The organism is Fischerella sp. (genome assembly GCF_013388695.1).
Taxonomy (GTDB): domain Bacteria; phylum Cyanobacteriota; class Cyanobacteriia; order Cyanobacteriales; family Nostocaceae; genus PCC9605.
On the sequence record NZ_JACAEU010000179.1, the window covers coordinates 1 to 19379 of the forward strand.

Annotated in this window: 18 protein-coding genes; 11 read left to right on the top strand and 7 right to left on the bottom strand. The window is 43.8% G+C overall.

Annotation, left to right across the window (positions count from 1 at the left end; translation table 11 throughout):
• Positions 1–46 precede the first annotated feature (46 nt).
• The 5 genes from kdpB (at position 47) to HXY43_RS24355 (ending at position 5900) form a co-directional block, all read left to right on the top strand.
• Positions 47–2179 carry a potassium-transporting ATPase subunit KdpB gene (gene kdpB, locus HXY43_RS24335; RefSeq protein WP_290889046.1) on the top strand — a complete coding sequence of 711 codons (2133 nt, stop codon included), beginning with the start codon at positions 47–49 and terminating at the stop codon, positions 2177–2179.
• Between the two features lie 199 nt (positions 2180–2378).
• Positions 2379–2648 carry a K(+)-transporting ATPase subunit F gene (kdpF, locus tag HXY43_RS24340; RefSeq protein WP_290889012.1) on the top strand — a complete coding sequence of 90 codons (270 nt, stop codon included), beginning with the start codon at positions 2379–2381 and terminating at the stop codon, positions 2646–2648.
• A 20-nt stretch (positions 2649–2668) separates the two neighbouring features.
• Entirely contained in the window at positions 2669–3268 is a 600-nt protein-coding gene (kdpC, locus tag HXY43_RS24345) for a K(+)-transporting ATPase subunit C (RefSeq protein ID WP_026734805.1), read from the top strand.
• Positions 3269–3424: 156 nt separating this feature from the next.
• Entirely contained in the window at positions 3425–4549 is a 1125-nt protein-coding gene (locus tag HXY43_RS24350) for a universal stress protein (protein WP_290889016.1), read from the top strand.
• 82 nt (positions 4550–4631) lie between these two features.
• A complete protein-coding gene (locus tag HXY43_RS24355) occupies positions 4632–5900 on the top strand; it encodes an anhydro-N-acetylmuramic acid kinase (RefSeq protein WP_290889019.1) in 1269 nt (422 codons plus the stop codon).
• A 231-nt stretch (positions 5901–6131) separates the two neighbouring features.
• Here the strand turns inward: HXY43_RS24355 and HXY43_RS24360 are convergent, their stop codons facing one another.
• The 6 genes from HXY43_RS24360 to HXY43_RS24385 all read right to left on the bottom strand — a co-directional run bounded on the left by HXY43_RS24360 (position 6132) and on the right by HXY43_RS24385 (position 10973).
• Positions 6132–6326 (bottom strand): DUF2949 domain-containing protein, encoded by a 195-nt coding sequence (locus HXY43_RS24360; RefSeq protein WP_026734808.1) that lies wholly within the window; start codon positions 6324–6326, stop codon positions 6132–6134.
• A 509-nt stretch (positions 6327–6835) separates the two neighbouring features.
• A complete protein-coding gene (locus tag HXY43_RS24365) occupies positions 6836–7375 on the bottom strand; it encodes a DUF192 domain-containing protein (RefSeq protein ID WP_026734809.1) in 540 nt (179 codons plus the stop codon).
• A 230-nt stretch (positions 7376–7605) separates the two neighbouring features.
• Positions 7606–8292, bottom strand: a complete 687-nt coding sequence (nblR, locus tag HXY43_RS24370; RefSeq protein ID WP_026734810.1) for a response regulator transcription factor NblR — start codon at positions 8290–8292, stop codon at positions 7606–7608.
• Between the two features lie 375 nt (positions 8293–8667).
• Entirely contained in the window at positions 8668–9585 is a 918-nt protein-coding gene (locus HXY43_RS24375) for an NAD(+) kinase (RefSeq protein ID WP_290889025.1), read from the bottom strand.
• Between the two features lie 141 nt (positions 9586–9726).
• The gene (locus HXY43_RS24380; protein ID WP_290889028.1) at positions 9727–10716 is read right to left on the bottom strand and encodes an SDR family oxidoreductase; all 990 of its coding nucleotides are present in this window, start codon (positions 10714–10716) and stop codon (positions 9727–9729) included.
• Between the two features lie 149 nt (positions 10717–10865).
• The gene (locus tag HXY43_RS24385) at positions 10866–10973 is read right to left on the bottom strand and encodes a PetM family cytochrome b6-f complex subunit 7 (RefSeq protein WP_026734813.1); all 108 of its coding nucleotides are present in this window, start codon (positions 10971–10973) and stop codon (positions 10866–10868) included.
• A 356-nt stretch (positions 10974–11329) separates the two neighbouring features.
• Between HXY43_RS24385 and pdxA the strand changes: the two genes are divergently transcribed.
• The 3 genes from pdxA to HXY43_RS24400 all read left to right on the top strand — a co-directional run bounded on the left by pdxA (position 11330) and on the right by HXY43_RS24400 (position 14066).
• Complete coding sequence (gene pdxA / locus HXY43_RS24390; RefSeq protein WP_290889031.1) at positions 11330–12424, top strand: 4-hydroxythreonine-4-phosphate dehydrogenase PdxA; 1095 nt, start codon at positions 11330–11332, stop codon at positions 12422–12424.
• 137 nt (positions 12425–12561) lie between these two features.
• Positions 12562–13080, top strand: coding sequence for a hypothetical protein (locus HXY43_RS24395; protein ID WP_026734815.1), 519 nt, complete (start codon positions 12562–12564; stop codon positions 13078–13080).
• Between the two features lie 695 nt (positions 13081–13775).
• Positions 13776–14066, top strand: coding sequence for a hypothetical protein (locus HXY43_RS24400; RefSeq protein WP_026734818.1), 291 nt, complete (start codon positions 13776–13778; stop codon positions 14064–14066).
• A 121-nt stretch (positions 14067–14187) separates the two neighbouring features.
• Here the strand turns inward: HXY43_RS24400 and HXY43_RS24405 are convergent, their stop codons facing one another.
• Positions 14188–15540 (bottom strand): N-acetylmuramoyl-L-alanine amidase, encoded by a 1353-nt coding sequence (locus HXY43_RS24405; protein ID WP_290889036.1) that lies wholly within the window; start codon positions 15538–15540, stop codon positions 14188–14190.
• 168 nt (positions 15541–15708) lie between these two features.
• On the opposite strand from HXY43_RS24405, the gene dnaG reads away from it, so the two are divergent.
• The 3 genes from dnaG to HXY43_RS24420 are packed head-to-tail and all read left to right on the top strand — an operon-like array spanning position 15709 to position 19165.
• Positions 15709–17667 (top strand): DNA primase, encoded by a 1959-nt coding sequence (gene dnaG, locus HXY43_RS24410; protein ID WP_290889049.1) that lies wholly within the window; start codon positions 15709–15711, stop codon positions 17665–17667.
• 36 nt (positions 17668–17703) lie between these two features.
• Positions 17704–18993: an SDR family oxidoreductase gene (locus HXY43_RS24415; RefSeq protein ID WP_290889040.1), complete on the top strand. Its 1290-nt coding sequence runs from the start codon at positions 17704–17706 to the stop codon at positions 18991–18993.
• Positions 18986–19165 carry a hypothetical protein gene (locus tag HXY43_RS24420; protein WP_290889043.1) on the top strand — a complete coding sequence of 60 codons (180 nt, stop codon included), beginning with the start codon at positions 18986–18988 and terminating at the stop codon, positions 19163–19165. The genes HXY43_RS24415 and HXY43_RS24420 overlap by 8 nt, the downstream gene beginning before the upstream one ends.
• The last annotated feature ends 214 nt before the right edge of the window (positions 19166–19379 follow it).

A 19379-nucleotide genomic window follows, 5' to 3' on the forward strand; every position in this document is an offset into this window, starting at 1 on the left:
CACTCCTCCACTCCTCCACTCCCCCACTTCCCCATTCCCTGAATATATGAAACCAGCTGCTACTACCTCCAAATCTCCCAGATCCCCACGTTCTCGTCCCTACGATCGCCGTCATGCACGCAAACAGTCACGGGTAAAGACTAAAGGGATTTATCGTAGAGCCATCAAAGATGCTTTTGTCAAGCTCAATCCTAAACAAGCAATCAAGAATCCGGTGATGTTTCTAGTCTGGGTTGGGACGTTCGTCACCCTTGCAGTCACAATTGAACCCGACTTGTTCGGGCCGGTTCCAGACAAAAACCCACGACTTTTCAACGGCTTGATTACGGTGATTTTGTTTTTTACTGTGTGGTTTGCCAATTTTGCCGAGGCAGTTGCAGAAGGCAGGGGTAAGGCACAAGCCGATGCTTTGCGCTCAACTAAATCAGAAACTATCGCCAAAAAACTTTCTCCCGATGGCACGATTTCAGAAGTTCCTTCCACCAGCCTGCAACAAGGTGATACTGTCTACGTTGTGGCTGGTGATACCATTCCTGCCGATGGTGAAGTGATTATGGGAACCGCTAGTGTAGACGAGTCGGCGATCACCGGTGAATCTGCCCCTGTATTAAAAGAAACAGGTTCCGATGTCGCCAGTTCAGTTACTGGCGGTACGCGGATCATCTCCGATGAACTAATTATTCGCATCACAGCTGACCCAGGCAAAGGATTTATTGACCGGATGATTGCCCTGGTGGAGGGGGCTGAACGCAGCAAGACACCAAATGAAATTGCCCTGACTGTGTTACTAGCAGTTCTGAGCTTAGTATTTCTTTTTGTTGTGGCAACACTACCATCAATTGCCAACTACGTTCAAAGTCCAGTCAGCGTGGCAATTTTAGTGGCATTATTAGTGGCACTGATCCCAACGACTATTGGTGGCTTACTCAGTGCGATCGGTATCGCTGGCATGGATCGAGTCGCCCAGTTTAATGTCATTGCCACCTCCGGACGAGCAGTAGAAGCTTGTGGCGATGTTAACTCCTTGGTTCTTGACAAAACAGGTACGATTACCTTGGGGAACCGATTGGCAGAGGGTTTCATTCCTGTCAACGGTCACACCATGCAGGAAATTGCTTATGTAGCGCTGGTAGCAAGTATATTTGATGACACACCAGAAGGAAAATCGATTGTCCGGCTAGCCGAAAAATTAGGCGCAAGTATTGATTTCGACCGTGAAAAAACTGAAGGAGTCGAATTCTCCGCCAGAACTCGCATGAGTGGTACAAACTTACCCAACGGGAAAGAAGCGCGTAAGGGGGCGGTAAATGCGATCAAGGGATTTGTGCGTTCGCGTAGCGGCTCCTCTGGAGCATCGCGTAGAGGTCAAGATACTCCAGAACTAGATTCTGCCTACGAATTAGTTTCACAGCAAGGAGGCACACCCTTAGCAGTTTGCCTGGATGGTGAAATCTACGGTGTGATTTATCTTAAGGATATTGTTAAACCGGGAATACGCGATCGCTTTGAACAATTGCGGCGCATGGGAGTGCGTACCATCATGTTAACTGGCGATAACCGCATCACTGCTTCTGTAATCGCCAAAGAGGCGGGAGTCGATGACTTTATCGCCGAAGCTACCCCAGAGGATAAAATCGCCGTTATTCAAAGGGAACAAGCTGAAGGCAAACTAGTGGCAATGACGGGAGACGGTACAAACGACGCACCAGCACTAGCACAGGCCAATGTTGGGGTAGCAATGAATACGGGTACTCAGGCAGCCAAAGAAGCAGCGAATATGGTTGACTTGGACTCCGATCCTACCAAACTGATCGATATAGTTGGCATAGGTAAACAATTGCTGATTACTCGTGGGGCATTAACAACATTCTCCATTGCCAACGATATTGCTAAGTACTTTGCGATTATTCCAGTATTATTTGCTTCTGCTAATTTACAAAGTTTGAATATTATGAAGCTGACCAGCACTAATTCTGCTGTGCTGTCAGCACTAATTTATAATGCTTTGATTATTCCTGTCTTAATTCCCTTGGCACTAAAGGGTGTGAAGTTTAGACCACTCACATCCAATCAACTGCTGCAACGCAATATTTTTATTTATGGCTTAGGTGGTGTAATTGCACCGTTTATCGCGATTAAGTTAATTGATCTGGCAATTACAGCAATAGGATTGGCTTAGTGCAATGTTGCGCAAATTCGTAACGAATTAAATGTAGAAACACTCTGCTACCTGGTGCGCTGACTCTGCGAGCCTCTGCGTTTAAAAAAGATATGATTTTATGCAAAGCTGTACTTAGAAAACGAACCACATAGACGCGCTAGCGGCTTCTCGCTAGGGTAGTACACGAAGAACACAAAGGGAAGAGTGGGAAAAGAGTATGAAAATAATTAATTTACAACGCAGGTTTTTACCTGCGGATTTGTTGAAAGCAATTTCTTTTATTTGGTCACAATGGCGCAGACAAAAATTACCGTTGGCGATTTTTATCAGTTTGTGTCTGAATTTGATTACTGCTCCTATTGTTTATGCAGCAGCTGACGGTGCTTTGGAACGTCGTTCGGCTTGGGCTATAGGCATTTTGGGATTTATCACCTTGGCACTTATAATCTATCTATTTTTTGTGATTTTTCAACCAGAACGCTTCTAAATAGAAAGCAGAAGAAATCTATGTTTATTATTCGAGAAATTGCCAGGGCGATTCGCATGACTGTACTTCTCTGGTTATTAACAGCAATTATTTATCCTGTCGCCACCCTAGGAGTAGGTCAAGTATTTAGATACCAGGCAAAAGGTAGCATCATGCAGAATATCCAAGGAGAGAATATTGGTTCGGCTTTGATTGGTCAACAGTTCCGATCTGACCGCTATTTTCAGGGTCGTCCCAGTACTATTAGGTATAGCCAAGGGAAACTGGGTAAGCCAACAGGTATTTCAGGTGCAAGCAACCTCGCTCCTAGCAACCCAGAGTTGCTGAATCGCATTGTTGAACGATCAAATCAACTCAGAGACGAGAGTATTCAACCGTTTGCCGACCTCATTTACACTTCTGGATCTGGTTTAGACCCCCATATTTCTGTCAGAACAGCCCAGGAACAATTAGAGAGGGTTGCTAGCGCACGCGGTATTACCCGAGAGGAAATATTGCCATTAATTCAACAGTATACGGATGATAGATTTTTAGGTATTTTTGGTGAGCCTGGAGTTAATCTTCTGAAATTGAATTATGCTCTTGACCTTCAAGAAATTAACCGGGGACGAAATCAATAAATTATTTAGTTGTTGGTTGGTAGTAGATAGTGGTTAGTAGATAGTAGTTGGTAGTTAGTAGATAGTAGTTGATAGTTAGCTGTTATTTCCTACTAACCACTATCCACTAACCACTAACAGTCACCGCGAAAAATACGTTTACTTATTTTTACTTTCATGTATCCAGCACGTCGCGGCAAACACAAAATTTTTATAGGTATGGCTCCTGGTGTTGGCAAAACTTACCAGATGCTGGAAGAAGCACATGCACTCAAAGAAGAAGGGATTGATGTTGTAATTGGGTTGTTGGAAACCCACGGACGCAAAGAGACAGCAGAAATGGCGGAAGAGTTGGAAATATTACCGCGCGCTTCAATTACACGCGGTAATTTGATACTGACAGAAATGGACACGGATGCGATTTTAGCGCGATCGCCTCAATTGGTATTAGTTGATGAATTGGCACATACCAATGTCCCTGGTTCACCCCGCGAAAAACGCTACCAAGATGTAGAAATCATTTTGCAGCACGGCATTGATGTCTACTCCACCATGAATATTCAACATTTGGAGAGCCTCAATGACTTAGTAGCAAGAATCACTGGTGTAGTAGTGCGGGAACGCATTCCTGACCGCATTCTGGATGATGCAGATGAAGTAGTTGTAGTAGATGTTACGCCAGAAACTCTAGAAGAAAGGTTACTAGAAGGTAAAATCTACGCCCCGCAAAAAATTCAACAAGCACTCAATCACTTTTTCCAGCGTCGCAACTTGGTTGCTTTACGCGAGTTGGCATTGCGGGAAATCGCAGACAACGTTGAAGAAGAAGCAAGAGAACTCGGTGCAAGTTTCGCAAACGGCGCTACTCTACAAGGTGAATTCTGTAATATTCAAGAGCGGGTGTTAGTTTGCGTCTCTACCTATCCCAACTCACTGCAATTATTACGTCGGGGTGCTAGGCTTGCCAACTACATGAATGCTCCTCTTTTTGCCGTATTTGTTGCCGACCCAGACCGCTTCCTCACTAAAGAGGAAAGCTTGCACATCGATATGTGCGAGAAACTCTGTAAAGAATTTGAAGGTACTTTTATTCGCGTTACCAGCAGCAACATCGCTAAAGCGATCGCTGAAGTTGCCCAGAAATACCACATTACCCAGATTGTTATCGGTGAAAGTCAGCGATCGCGCTGGCAATTATTTCTAAGAGGGTCTTTAACTCAAAAATTAGTAAAGTTGCTTAAAAATGTCGATTTACATATCATTGCTACTGATAAAAAAATGTATTCGGAGAATGGGGAATGAGGAGATGGGGAGATGGGAAGATGGGGAGAGTGGGGAAAGTAGTAAACAATTAACCACTAACTACTAACCACTAACAATATTTATGACATACGTCATCGGTTTAATCAGCGGCACATCTGTAGACGGTATAGATGCAGCTTTAGTTGATATTTCTGGTACAGACTTCGATTTAAAAGTAGAATTGCTAGCTGGGGCAACATATCCATACCCAGATGAAATGAGAGAATGCATTCTGGCTGTTTGTGCTGGAAAAGCTATCTCAATGGCAGAATTGGCAGAATTAGATGATGCGATCGCCATTGCCTTTGCCCAAGCAGCACAAAATATTCAAATTGGTCACGAAACAGCTAATTTAATTGGCTCCCACGGTCAGACAGTTTATCATCGACCACCTCAAGGAGGAAGGGGAGAGGGGGAGAGGAGCCAGTGCGGTGGACTCTTTCCCCGGCATAAAGCACCTGGCGTTGGGAGAGGGGGAGAAATCAGTAACTTACTTACTCCCCCACTCCTCCACTCCCCCACTCCTCGATTCCTTGGTTACACCCTCCAACTCGGTCGCGGTGCTGTCATTGCTCAATTAACGGGCATTACGACCGTGAGTAACTTCCGTGTAGCGGATATTGCTGCTGGTGGTCAAGGTGCGCCCCTTGTATCTCCTGTAGATGCAGCTTTGCTCAGTCATCCCCAAGAATCATGTTGTATTCAAAATATTGGCGGCATAAGTAATGTTACTTATATACCGCCTCGGGGGGATAACTGGCTGGAGAAGATTCGCGGTTGGGATACAGGGCCGGGAAATAGCCTGTTGGATCTGGCAGTACAGTATTTAACTAATGACGCAAAAACCTATGACGAAAACGGCTCTTGGGCAGCGAGTGGTACACCATGCCATGCACTAGTAGAACAATGGCTTCAGCAAGAGTACTTTCATCTGCCACCACCCAAATCCACGGGTCGAGAATTATTCGGCTTTGCTTACCTGCAACAGTGTATAAAAGATGCTGAACCATACCAACTAAGTTCAGCAGATTTGCTAGCTACTCTCACAGAACTTACAGCTGCTTCAATTGTTCACAGTTACCGCTCTTTTTTGCCACACATGCCACAACGAGTATTTTTATGCGGCGGTGGCAGTCGCAATCTTTATTTAAAACATCGCCTGCAACAGCTTTTGACTTCAGTGCCAGTTTTAACAACCGATGAAGTTGGATTGAGTGCGGACTTCAAAGAAGCGATCGCCTTTGCAGTTTTAGCCTACTGGCGACAATTAGGTACTCCTGGTAATCTACCAACCGTCACTGGAGCAACACAAAGAGTGCTTTTAGGAGAAGTTAACTTACCAATTTGTTAATGGTTAGTGGATAGTGGTTAGTGGGTAGTAGCCACCTACTAACTACTAACTACTAACCAACAACCAAGTGTTAACAAATTTAAAGAGCGGGCTGATTTCTCAACCCGCTCTTGTAACTTGTTATAGCCGACACAATCAAGACTGCTAGAGCGTCTTTTCCTCTCTACCAGGCTTTGCAAAAGGCAGAGTCGAACCCACATATATTTATCCTCCTGAAGAAGCTACTCATACCTATGCTGCTGTTTCTAGCCAATCATAAATTTGTTCTAATTGTTCGAGAGTAATCAACCCGTATTGCCAAAGAATCATCGGCAAAGGACCAGGATCTTGCTGACTGTGACGAAGAGCAACATCAATAGAGGCTGCGGAAATTGCCAGTTCCTCTTGCAAAAAATTAATCAATTGAGAATAGTTAGATGGTAGCATTTTGTAGTTCACCCTCTTCAGTAGTTCGTGCGGTCATCATTGATGCCACAACTTTTAAGTAGCTAGTAGTCAGTCTTTCATCTGTTACTGAGCGATCGCCCAATCAACAAACTAAAGCAGTTTGTGTATTAGGTGCTCCTTGACAAAAGTCTGCGGAAGTTATTAATTTTAGCGCTACTTTATATATTTAGATCTCAAGCAGCCGAGCTAGTTAATTGGATTTCTCCTTTTTACTGCAATTGTTTATTTGAATACACCTGTAGTGAGGAGGATTCCTTTGCTATATAATCTCTTATTGGCCAATCTTTACACGTACGCCAAAAGATAGATTTTAGTTACCAAATGCTAAAATAGCGATCCCCGCCTAGAAATCTTAGGGATTCATCTGTTTGACACTGTATTAGATATTAACTTCACTATTAACTTTTTTACCAGGTATTTAGTGACTTTTGTATCAGAATCTGTAAAAGTACGATTTTATAGGTATCCTAGTAACCTAGGTCAAATTATCATCTCCGTAAATTACTGATATCAAAGAAATCAATTTTGACACGATCCCCAGCTTTTAACCCTAATTCTGCGGCTCGCCCCGAACGCAGTTCAATCACCTGATCGATTTGTGTTCTTGGGCCATACGTGGGACAAGGATCGGCTTTACAGGGAGGTACAGCAGCAGCAATCGCTTGGACTACCCCTTTGCGTAAAAAGACCATATCTAGGGGTACGGGTACATTTTTCATCCAAAAACTAGCAGCCAGTGGTGAAGAGAAATGAAACAGCATCCCCCGATTGTCTGGTAAAGCAGGTCGATACATCAACCCCATCTGTTGTTGTTCAGGTGTTCGTGCTACTTCTAAATCAATTTTGATGCCATTAGGAACAACGGCGCGAGCAGAAATTGGTAACTGCTGACCCTTTGTAAGTGATTGTTGCTCAGTATTCACTGGTGCAGAGGAGCTAGAACTAGGAGGTTTAGCAGGTGTTGGACTAGAACAGCCTATTAGTAGAACACCCAAAAGTAGTGAAAGCAAAGTTAGTGAACGAATCATAAATTTTAGTTAATAGTCATTTGTCATTTGTCATTGGTTAGTAGTTAGTGGATAGTGGTTAGTAGTTAGTGGTTTTTAACTATGCCCAATCCCCAATCCCCATTACCCCTTATCCCCAGAGGGGGCCCCACCTTCCCCAATTCCCAATGCCCGATGCCCGTGCCCGATGTCCACTTTCCCACTCTCCCACTCTCCCACTCTCCCCATCTCCCCATCTCCCACTCCTACTTCTAAGATTCTCTTAAGACATAACCGACACCACGCACTGTTTGAATCAAGCGCTTTTGACCTTCATCTTCTATTTTTAGGCGTAAGTAGCGAATATACACTTCTATCACATTTGATTCGCCCATAAAGTCGTAACCCCAAACATTTTCTAGAATTTGTTCCCGGGTTAATACTTCACGGGGGTGTTCCATCAGATACTTGAGCAATTCAAATTCTTTCATTGTCAAGTCTATTGCTCGTCCGTTATGAATAGCGCGGCGGGTTGCAAGGTCTAAAATTAGATCCCCAAAACGTAACTGCTCTGTCGTATCAATATCAGGTTTTAAGTACAGGCGAATTAAGTTCAAAAAATCTTCGGAACGATAAGGTTTGAGGAAGTAATCATCAGCTCCTGCTTCTAGACAAGCGACGCGATCGTCCACTGTATCCCGTGCCATTAATACCAGCACAGGCGATCGCATTCCGGCTGTTCTGAGATTTTTACACAACGAGAGTCCTGATTCTCCTGCCAGCATCCTGTCAATTACAACCAAAGCTGGTTGGCGATCGCGGCCTTGTTGCAAACCGTTTGTTCCATCATGAGCCACAACAGGATCGTAGCCAGTTTCTTTTAAATCAAAAGCGATCTGGTGTGCGAGATTTTCGTCGCTTTCAATCACCAAAACACAGGGGGTGTGAGCAAGCGTCATATTAATGTTTTACTTCAGATGTTGGATAGGGAAGAAGCAGTTTGGGAGTATTTGGCTATAGACATATCATAATTTGACACATTATCTAAAAAGTTTTAGCACGTTAATGTATCAGATTCAGCAATCCGAACACTCAGAAGCAATAAATTTAATCTCTAGTTCAAAATTTAGGGAATGGGGAATAGGGGAGGGGGAGATGGGGAGATGGGGAGAGTGGGAGAGTGGACATCGGGCACGGGCATCGGGCATTGGGAATTGGGGATAAGGGGTAATGGGGATTGGGGATTGGGGATTGGGCATAGTTAAAAACCACTAACTACTAACCACTATCCACTAACTACTAACCAATGACAAATGACAAATGACCATTGACTATTACGGCAATTCCACCGAAGTAGGTTTAGCAATATGTGGCAGACCCCAGCCTAGTTTCTCCCGCAAAACTCGAAAGAATTCTGGCGATTGTAGGCGAATGAATTTAGCACAATATTGCGATCGCTCTACGTGTACCCGATCCTCTGGCAAAACATAACACCCGCCATTACCATCAACCACCATCACTAACCGAGGGGTATTTACTGGGTAGATATTTACTGGTTCTGTATCGGGAAACACCAATGCCCTAGAAGCCAGAGAATGAGGACAAATAGGCACTAGCTGTAATGCAGGCACACCAGGGATTACCACAGGCCCGCCAGCACTCAATGAATAAGCTGTAGAACCGGTCGGCGTAGAAATAATCACACCATCTGCGGCAACATCGACTGGCGCGTGACGACCCACTGCAATTTCAAAATGGCACATAGAGGTCAATGGTTCTCGATGTAGCACCATTTCATTTAAACAGAGGGCCTCCCACTGTAATGAATCTCCTCGAAACACCTTGATAGTGAGCATTGCTCGTTCTTCAATTTCATACTTACCGGCCATTAGCTGCTCTATTGCTTGGGGCAGTTGGTTAAGGTAAGCTTCCGTCAAGAACCCCATATGACCAGTATTAACTGTGAGCATGGGGATACCACAAGGAGCTACCAGGCGAGATGCTGCCAAAACTGTACCATCTCCACCCAGCACAACCGCAAACTGTGTTTCTGAGTCAAAGCCAGGAGGCGTTAGACCTTCAATCGGCGTGTGGCATACCGGGCTATCTGGGGTAGAGTAACCCAACATACCACCAGCGCCAGTTGTGATGCAGACATCCCAACCAGCGGCAGTGAACTTTTCTTCCAACTCAATGGCGACGCGACCTGCTATCGGTTTAACGTCGTTGTAGATAATGCCTGCTTTCGGCACACTCAAATATCCAATCTTAAGGCGCTGCTCTTTATTATGTTAATCCTTACACATTTTGGTCAATTTAGTCATTAGTTGTTTGTTGTTTGTTGTTTGTTGTCTGTTCCAAACAACCACCAACTACCAACCACCAACCATTGACTATTGACCATCAACTTTTTTAAACGGAGTCTTTTTTTCTTTCTTTTTTTTGGCTTTATTTTTTTCGTAGTCTAGCTCTTTGAGCTTCTTCATAATGCGATTGAAGTACTCTTGCAAGTAGCTTTCTAGAGTTGTGGTATCTTTTGGATCAAAGCCAAAGACTTGATATGCTGCATCCATTGAAGCATTGAGAGGTCGACCGCTTGCTAGTACTTCTGTAAATGCCAGTCTGTCTGCTACATTCCATCCCCATTGGAAGAACCGCAGCATCCGGCGCACGGTACGCAGTAAGTTTACTGGCATCCGCGTTACTCTAGCTTCTTTTCCAGATAAGCGCTCGCACAAACTAATAATTTCCTCGGCACTCCAAGCGCGAGTACCAACCACTGGGAAAGTTCGCTTTTCGGTTTCCGGTATGCTCAATGCCCGAATGGCAAATTTAGCTATATCTTGAGTATCCATATAGGCAATAGGCGAAGACTCACCTGTCACCCAAACTGGCTGGTTTTCCAAAATGGGAATTCCATATTGACCAATTAAGCCTTGCATAAAGCCAGCCAGCTGCAATACGGTGTAATTCAAACCGGACTCTGCCAAAAACAATTCTGTACACCGCTTGATTTCCATCAGCGGCACTTCTGGATACTTGTCAGCATCCAATATAGAAAAGAATATAAAACGCTCTACACCTGCCGCCAAACACGCTTGAATTAAGGATACCTTACCTTCCCAGTCTACTTGTTTGATACTCAGTGAATCGGTGGGACGAGAAGTGGCCGCATCAATGACTGCGGTTACACCTTCCAGCGCTGCTTTGAGCGTTTGGGGGTAGCACAAATCTCCCGGTACAAGTTCCGCACCCCACTCTTTGAGAAATGCGGCTTTCTTTGCACTCCGGACAAGACAACGTACTTTATACCCCTCATCGATGGCACGACGAGCCACTTGTCTTCCCAAGGTGCCAGTGGCACCGACAATTAATAATGTCATGAGGGTTCTTTACAAAACTTAAACTTTTATGAATAAAATCTTATCAGAATCGCATGAACAAACAAAAGTTTACATTCTTTTTGAAGATGCAAACAGAAGCGAGAGACTATAAAGGAGCCTCTCGGTTTCAAAGTGCTTCTGGGAAGGAATTACTCTTCTTCTGCGCCCTGAATTTTCAGTAATAAAGCGCCTAAGCCCCAGCCTACAAATATTAAGCTGAAGGATAATATCGCTGCATTGAACATTTCGCCACCCATTACTGTAATTCTCCTTTGCGAATTGTTTAATTAAGTTAAGTCTACCAGAGCCTTACAGAACAGCTGATAGGATGAGACTAATATGAAGTATTGTGACACAGATTCTCAGGTTAACCCTCGGGGATAAACGGAGTAAATGACAAGATATTGTAACCTTTGCAACTAAGTAAATAGCTAGGTACAAATATCACCACTGGAGCATGACAGCTGCTTGACTCAAGAATTGACTTGGAGTCTGGGGTCAAGATTGCTTTCACTCGTCAGGCTCCATTTCCCTTGTCTGGTGTCAGTTAACATTATCACATCGAGACGCTTTTGAAAGGCAAGTTAAAAGCTGGGATAAGAGAATTGCTTGTATGTCTTTATTAAATAAAAAAAATGATATTTTGCCATTGCCGCATCGCCCCCGCCTAGCACTGACGTTGGGAGATCCCGCTGGAATAGGGCCAGAAGTGATTTTAAAAGCTTTGGCAGACCCCGAGTTGAGTAAAAATTTTGATGTAACTGTTGTAGGTAGCCAGGAATTACTATTACAAAATTATACTAGAGTTCTCGTAAATGGAAATTTAGTACCTTTGGCAAATCCAGAAAACTTGTCAATTCTTGACGTGCCACTAGAAGAACAAATTAAAAGTGAAATTGTCATTGGAACGGGTAACGCAGCTAGTGGTGCAGCTAGTTTTGCCTATATCGAATGTGCGATCGCCCGAACTCAACAAGGAGAATTTGATGCCATAGTTACCGCCCCGATCGCTAAATCTGCTTGGAAGGCAGCGGGGTATGACTATCCAGGGCAAACAGAACTTTTAGCTCAAAAGTCAGGTACAGATAGATTTGGCATGTTATTCGTAGCGCGATCGCCCCATACTGACTGGACGCTGCGAAGTTTATTAGCTACTACGCATATTCCTTTGTGTCAAGTACCGCAGGTGTTAACACCAGAATTGTTGACGAAAAAACTTGATTTATTGGTGGAGTGTTTAGAGCAAGATTTTGGTATTGAGAATGGAAAAATTGCGATCGCGGGTTTAAATCCCCACAGTGGCGAACAGGGACAACTCGGACGTGAAGAACAAGATTGGTTAATCCCCTGGCTAGATCAAGAACGTCAACAACGCCCGAATTGGCAGCTAGATGGCCCCATTCCGCCAGATACAATGTGGGTCAAGCCTGGTCAAGCTTGGTATGGTGGAATTGATCCTACCAAAGCTGCTGATGCTTACCTCGCACTCTACCACGACCAAGGTTTAATTCCAGTCAAGCTAATGGCATTTGACCGAGCAGTAAATACTTCTATCGGTCTTCCCTTCATTCGTACCTCACCAGATCACGGTACAGCATTTGATATTGCTGGTAAAGGAATTGCTGATGCAACGAGTATGAAAGCAGCAATCAAATTAGCAGCAGAGTTGGCAAGCGTGAGACTGCGAAGAAGTGGGGAGGTGGGGTGATGGAGGAGTGGGAGAGTGGGGGAGTGGAAGAAAGAACCAATAACAAATGACCAATGACTAATGACTAATGACTATTGACTATTGACCCTTGACCCTTGACTATTAACTATGATGTTTTTTAATCATCAAAATCAACGATGAATAATAACAAACTTCGCAATATACTCATCGGTGCTGGAGTTGCAGCCGTTGGTGCCATTGGGACTAAAGCCGCAGTAGATTATTTCCGCAACCGTGGTAAAGAAGAAGTTGTTGATGAAAGTCAAGGCGACGCTGTAGCTACATCTCCACAAGAAGTTGCTTATGCAACCGTAGAAACTAACTCTGTGCAAGGTTTTCTGGATAAAAGCTTTGGTGAAGCTGGTCGTTATGTTCCCAACCGTCCGCCGAAGATATTTGATTATCAAGGTAATCAATATATGGTGATTTGGGCATATGACAATAAGCAACAAAAAAATCAAATGTTGGCTTTTCTCTACACCGATGCTGGTCGGAAAATGATTGCCAGTGTTGGATATACAAATCAGAAAACTGACTACAATCTCAACTTAGGCAGTACACCTTTTGCTGTAGAAGTAAATGGTCAGCAATTGCGTTCTGGTCAGTCAGAAACAGGCGGAACAAGTGATGTAGATTTTGTTCTAGCCGGGTCTTAATTAAAATTTTTTGAATTGGAAATTTGTTGTTAAGGTGGCTAAAAAGCCACCTTTTTTGATTGTTTATTAGTTTTTATGGGCTTATCTCTTAAGAAGTAAAAATTAAAAAGTAAAAAAAAAAGACAATTTATTATGAGTGTCTTTTAACTTTTAACTTTTAACTTGATTTGGACGTATTATTTCTCGCGCTATGCGTCTCGATTGGGAATGTTTTCCCGATCGTTCCATAAATAAATAATGGTGAAGCGTGACCTCTTTATGAATGCCTTTTTACTTTTTAATGAGTGCTTTGTTCGGTCAATAAAATGTACCCATGAGTGCGATCGCTTTTTTGTGGAAGTGAGTGCGATCGCGCAATCCACAGTCGCCGTAATGATTGATACTCAATAACTTGCATAATTGCATAATAAAGTACTATTGCAATTTATACTCCGACTACTTACAGAGTGCGGACTGTTTTAACCACTTTCATTTTGTGTCAAAATCAACATCAACGCATAAGTTCAGTGAGTTATAATTTCCAGACTGTAGGATAAATTTGTCAAAACAGCAGAAAAAATGATTCAATTTTTGAAAATTAATTGATCTGAATTACAATTGTCCACCAGCACAGCATTAGAGAATGCGATCGCACTTTCGCAAGCAGAACTGACTATGCGTAAATAAGTAGTCTATCTTTACACCTTTCTTTGCTAATGAAATATATTGCCTTGGTGCTACCATTAATACTCTTTTTCTTAGTAGTATTTCCTGCCGAAGCATTAGTATGCCGAAATTATCAGGGTCATCAGATTTGTATTTTGAGTATTAAACGCAGTGCCAAAAATTATTGGGAATACAGGGCAGCCGTGAGTGTAGATGGAGTCAAAAGACCCATCGAAGTCTACAACTGTCGCGATCGCATTAAGGTTGAATCAGATGAAGTGATTGTCCCGTTTGAAGACAACGATCCAGGCGAATTGATATGCAGTTATTTCCAAAAATAAGTAGGTAAGAATAAAAGCAGCTATGTCAAGAAAGGTAAATATTGCTCAAACCCTTACCAATGACCAATGACAAATGACGAATAACGACCCTCCCGAGTTAACTTTATTCGTGCTGACCTACTTACATCAATCCTGCCGACTCGTAGAGGCGTTTGAGCATTGCCATAATCTTGTTACCATAATCTAAATCAGCAGACCACCGCCCCGATAATTGATCTACCAAGGGGGCAATACCGCGTGTGACAAAACGAAATCGCGGGTCTACTACTTCCTTTACCAAGGGTTCTAAACTGGCATAAGCTTTCAAGTGTTGGATGTGTGCCCTCACACCAATTCTGGCATTTTCAAAAGTTGCTGCTTCCGTACCGCCACCAATCGTTCCCAGACCTGCAAAATTATTTTGCTCAGATTTGATATCGTCGCCAAAGCGTAAAAATCCTGTTTCTACACACATCTGACAGAAAGCAATGTCATAGTTAACCCCTTCTGTAGTGGCTTCTTCTCGATAGAGTTTGGCTATATCTGGAAACTGCACCAAGGCATTTTCATTGTTATTTTTCAGAAATATCTGCATCTGCACTTCTGAGGAATTGCCATGCGACATAATCCGATCAATTTGACCGGGGCAGATTACCAAGTTGGAACGTAATGTTACAGTCTTAGTCCCACTATCCCAACTGACAGAAATATTAAATTCTCGCAGTTCAATAGCTTTGACATAAACAACTCGGCGATAGGTAATGCGGCGGACGTTGGGCGCTTTCGATAAGTCAATTCGCAAGCGATCTACTAAATCAATAGGAATGTAAGCATTACCGTTAATCAGTATTCCTTGCTCTGGATAGTTTTGCCCGTTAATGTTGATATTAATTGCCGCATAAGTTGCTTCTCCCCCGTCTCCAGAACCAGCATCAATACTACGACTCCAAGCAGCCAATCCATCAGCGATTCCCAAGGCAAAGTCACGACGGCGATTTTGTAGCAAAGAGCGATCGTCGGGACTGCTTAAGAAACCAACTTGCATCAATAAGGAAGGCACTTTTGTCTGGCGACAAAATGCCAAACTACCTAAACCCGAAGCTGTATCCGGCTTAACTCCGCGATTGGGCAATTGGGGAACACGGCGCAGCAACCCCATTAGTAATAGATCGGCGTTGCTTTTGCGTTCGTCATTGCTGGCAATATAAAATACACTAGCCCCACGCACCGAAGGATTGCCAGCAGCATCAGCGTGAATTTCTAGCGCAATATCACCCCGACGACCACGGGAATTGATCCATTCGATAGTTTGCTTGGCACTCACGTCATCAGGAACCGACAAAACCTCAAAACTACGCGCTCTCAGTTCGGTTAAAATTAAATCGCGCAGCAAAATCATCTCTCTAGCTTCGGTAGTACCACCGGCAATTGAGCCTGGATCAATTCCTCCCGTTTCTTTGCCTCCGTGGGCTGCGGAAAGAAAAATACGTCCCATTTTCAGTATTTCCTCTAATAAAATTTAAGTGCAAGCAATTCTATACATTATTCTTGATTTGCAAACAAGAATATAATAGCCATCAGAACGATTAGTCCATAGTCAAGAGTCAAGAGTCAAAAGCAATAACTCTTGACTTTTGACTCTTGACTTTTGACTCTTGACTTTATGCAATTTCGTTTACACCCAGATACGATAGAGGAAATTAAACAACGGGCTGACATCTACGATGTCGTCTCAGAATACGTTGTTTTACGCAGGCGCGGCAAAGATTTTGTGGGTTTGTGTCCCTTCCATGATGAAAAAAGCCCTAGTTTTACCGTTAGCCCCACCAAGCAAATGTACTATTGCTTTGGCTGTCAAGCTGGGGGTAATGCGATCAAATTTCTGATGGATTTGCACAAGCACTCTTTTGCAGAAGTGGTGCTGGATTTAGCGCGACGTTACCAAGTACCCGTGCAAACTCTGGAACCCGAACAAAGACAAGAGTTGCAGCGGCAATTATCAGAGCGATCGCAGCTTTATGAAATTCTCGCTTCTACTTCCCAATTCTATCAACATGCCCTCAGGCAATCCCAAGGACAGCTAGCCCTTCAGTATCTGCAACAGCAGCGCCAACTGCAAGATGAAACAATTGTGCAGTTTAACTTGGGTTATGCTCCCGTGGGTTGGGAAACTCTCTACCGCTATTTGGTAGAAGATAAACGCTATCCAGTCCAGTTGGTGGAAAAAGCGGGATTGATTAAACCCCGCAAAGAAGGTAGTGGGTATTATGATGTGTTTCGCGATCGCGCGATCATCCCTATCCATGATGTGATGGGACGCACGATTGGCTTTGGTGGCAGAAGTTTGGGAGATGAGCAACCGAAGTATCTAAATTCACCGGAAACTGAACTTTTTAATAAAGGTAAAACTTTATTTGCCCTCGACAAGGCCAAAGCTGGCATTTCTCAACACGATCAAGCTGTGGTGGTAGAGGGATATTTTGATGCGATCGCTCTCCACGCTGCCGGAATTAACAACGTCGTCGCCTCTTTGGGTACTGCCCTGAGTATAGACCAAGTACGGCTATTATTGCGCTACAGCGACTCGAAACAACTAATACTCAACTTTGACGCCGATAAAGCCGGGAAGATAGCCGCCGAAAGGGCTATAGGAGAAATTGCCGAACTGGCATACAAGGGCGAAGTTCAGTTAAAAATTCTCAACTTGCCAGATGGCAAAGATGCTGATGAGTACTTGCACACCCACACACCAGCAGACTATCAACAACTGGTAGCAAATGCACCCCTGTGGCTAGATTGGCAAATTCAGCAAATTACGAAAGACCGAGACTTGAAGCAAGCTACAGACTTTCAACAAGTCTCGCAGCAGTTAGTAAAATTACTGAAAAATATAACTAACCTTGATACGCTTAACTATTACGTTTCTCATTGTGCAGAAATTTTAGCTCTTGGGGACGCCAGGCTAGTACCTCTAAGAGTAGAAAATCTCCTAACTCAAGTTGCACCCGATAATAGCTCTAGACCAGGCTATATCCCCGGGTCATCAAGAAGCGCATTCCGTCAACCACAGTATAGACAAACACAAGAATTCTCTACACAAGCAAGTCAAACAACTGCACCAACACTAGAAAAAAGTCTTTTAGAACAAGCAGAAGCTTTATTGCTAAGAATTTACTTGCATTGTCCCGAACAGCGCCAAGCTATTACTGACACTTTGGAAGAACGGGATTTGCAATTTAGCCTTTCCCACCATCGATTTTTATGGCGGCAAATTTTAGAAATTTCCTCTGATGATTTAGAGGTTGATTTAATATCAAAAGTGCAAGATAAATGCCTGGAGTTTCCCGAAGAAATGGGGTTAGTTTCCCATCTATTTCAACTCAACGAGATTGGCAAGAAAGAGATACTGCGTACTCCTCAAGTAGTCCAAGCTGCAACTGCTTGCATGGAACGTGTATTGCGAGAAAAGCGCTATCGTCATTTCTTAGAATTGTGGGAGCAAACCGATCCTGAAGCAGAACCAGAGCGTTGGCAATCATACTATCAAGCTTTTTATGCTGAGAAGTTGCGGTTGCAAGAATTAGATAAACAACGGCAATTTTCCCTCCCAGATTTATTGTGAGGCTAGGCGAGAATTCTGTTTTGATAATAATTTTCTATGAAGATGCACTTATTTGCGAGTGTAATTGTGCAGATAGGAGGGAAGAATTATTTCCTTGAGCGGAGGTTATCCCAAGGGCAGCGGCTTCCTTCTACGCGCTTGCTGGCAAAGTCTTTGGGAGTTTCTCGGCTCACCGTGACTCAAAGCTACGAACAGCTGATCGACGAAGGTTATCTGCAAACTATTGTTGGTTCCGGTACGTTTGTCAGCACTCAACTGCCCGACGATCTACTACACTCGGCTTCGCCGCCATCTGAAAATAAGATGGCTCGATTGCCAATCAAACTATCGCATTACGCTGCTGTACTAACGAAGATTGACATCCCCAATATGGCAGGGCCCAATACGCCCATCAGTTTTCGTTACGGGCGACCTGCTTTTGACCAATTTCCTATACAGCTATGGCGCAAGCTGCTCTCTAGTCACAGTCGTGCTAGTCTAGACTGGTTAGACTACGCCAGCGATCCTCTGGGACATAGACCGTTGCGAGAGGCGATCGCTTCCCAAACCGTAGCAGAATACGGACGGTTGGATACTTGGGTTCATGTTGCTGCTACAGGTGTAATTGCGCCTTTTGAGAAAATTACACCGCAGGAGTTTGAACGAATTGTTCAGGTGAACTTAATGGGACAAGTATACGGTGCAATGGTGGCACTACCCCATTTGAAGCGCGAGGGACGCGGGGCGTTAATTCATATATCTTCAATGCAGGGTAGGCGGAGTCTGCCGTTGCAAAGTCCCTACTGTGCAGCCAAGCATGGTTTGGAAGGTTTTTTAGAAACCCTGCGCGTCGAGTTGCAGCACGAAAAATTGCCCATTAGCGTTACCTCAATATTGCCCGCGACAATCAACACACCTTATTACAACAAGGTTGGCACTAAGCTGGGAGTTAAACCTACTGGTATTCCACCTTACTATCAACCCGATCTTGTTGCTGACGCTATCCTTTATGCTGCCGAACACCCTATGCGTGATTTTATCGTCGGCGATGTAGGCAAGGTGTTGGATTTGCTACAGAAAATATCACCTTCCTTAGTAGATTCACTACTGCTGCTGATAGGTTTTGCACAGGGCACAAATGAACCAAAGTCAGAGGATGCGCCAAACAATATTTTTGCACCAATTGAAGGGCAAGATCGCGTCGAGGGAGACTTTAGCAAGCTAGCAATACCCTCTTTCTTGGATTGGTTTGACATGAATCCACCGCTGAAGTGGAGGACTTTAGCATTGGCTGTGTTAGGTGTTACAGCATTTCTCGGCGGGTGGCGTCCGGGAAGTGATGTCTGATTTTTGCTGTCACCAGGTTGAAGGTCAAAATAGCAATTATAGCGATCGCGATTCTCCAAGAAACAGCCTTTCCATTGGTTCAAATAACAGAACAGCAATTCTACTAATTGTCAATGCTGAGATAAGCCAAGCGGTGCAAACCCAACCCGCACCATTGGCAACTCATAGTTAATCATTATCATTTGGAGTAACGGCGACAGGGAAACTTTTTTGGCAAAGATGCTGAAGCGATCGCCCAAACACTTGGAAAAATTACATAAAAATTTGGGCGTTGCTGAATCAAGATATGAATTTACAATTCACGGATATGTAGAGACGTAGCAATGCTACGTCTCTACAATGATTTGGCATCGAGCTACAAAAATGTATGCAAACATAATTCATGA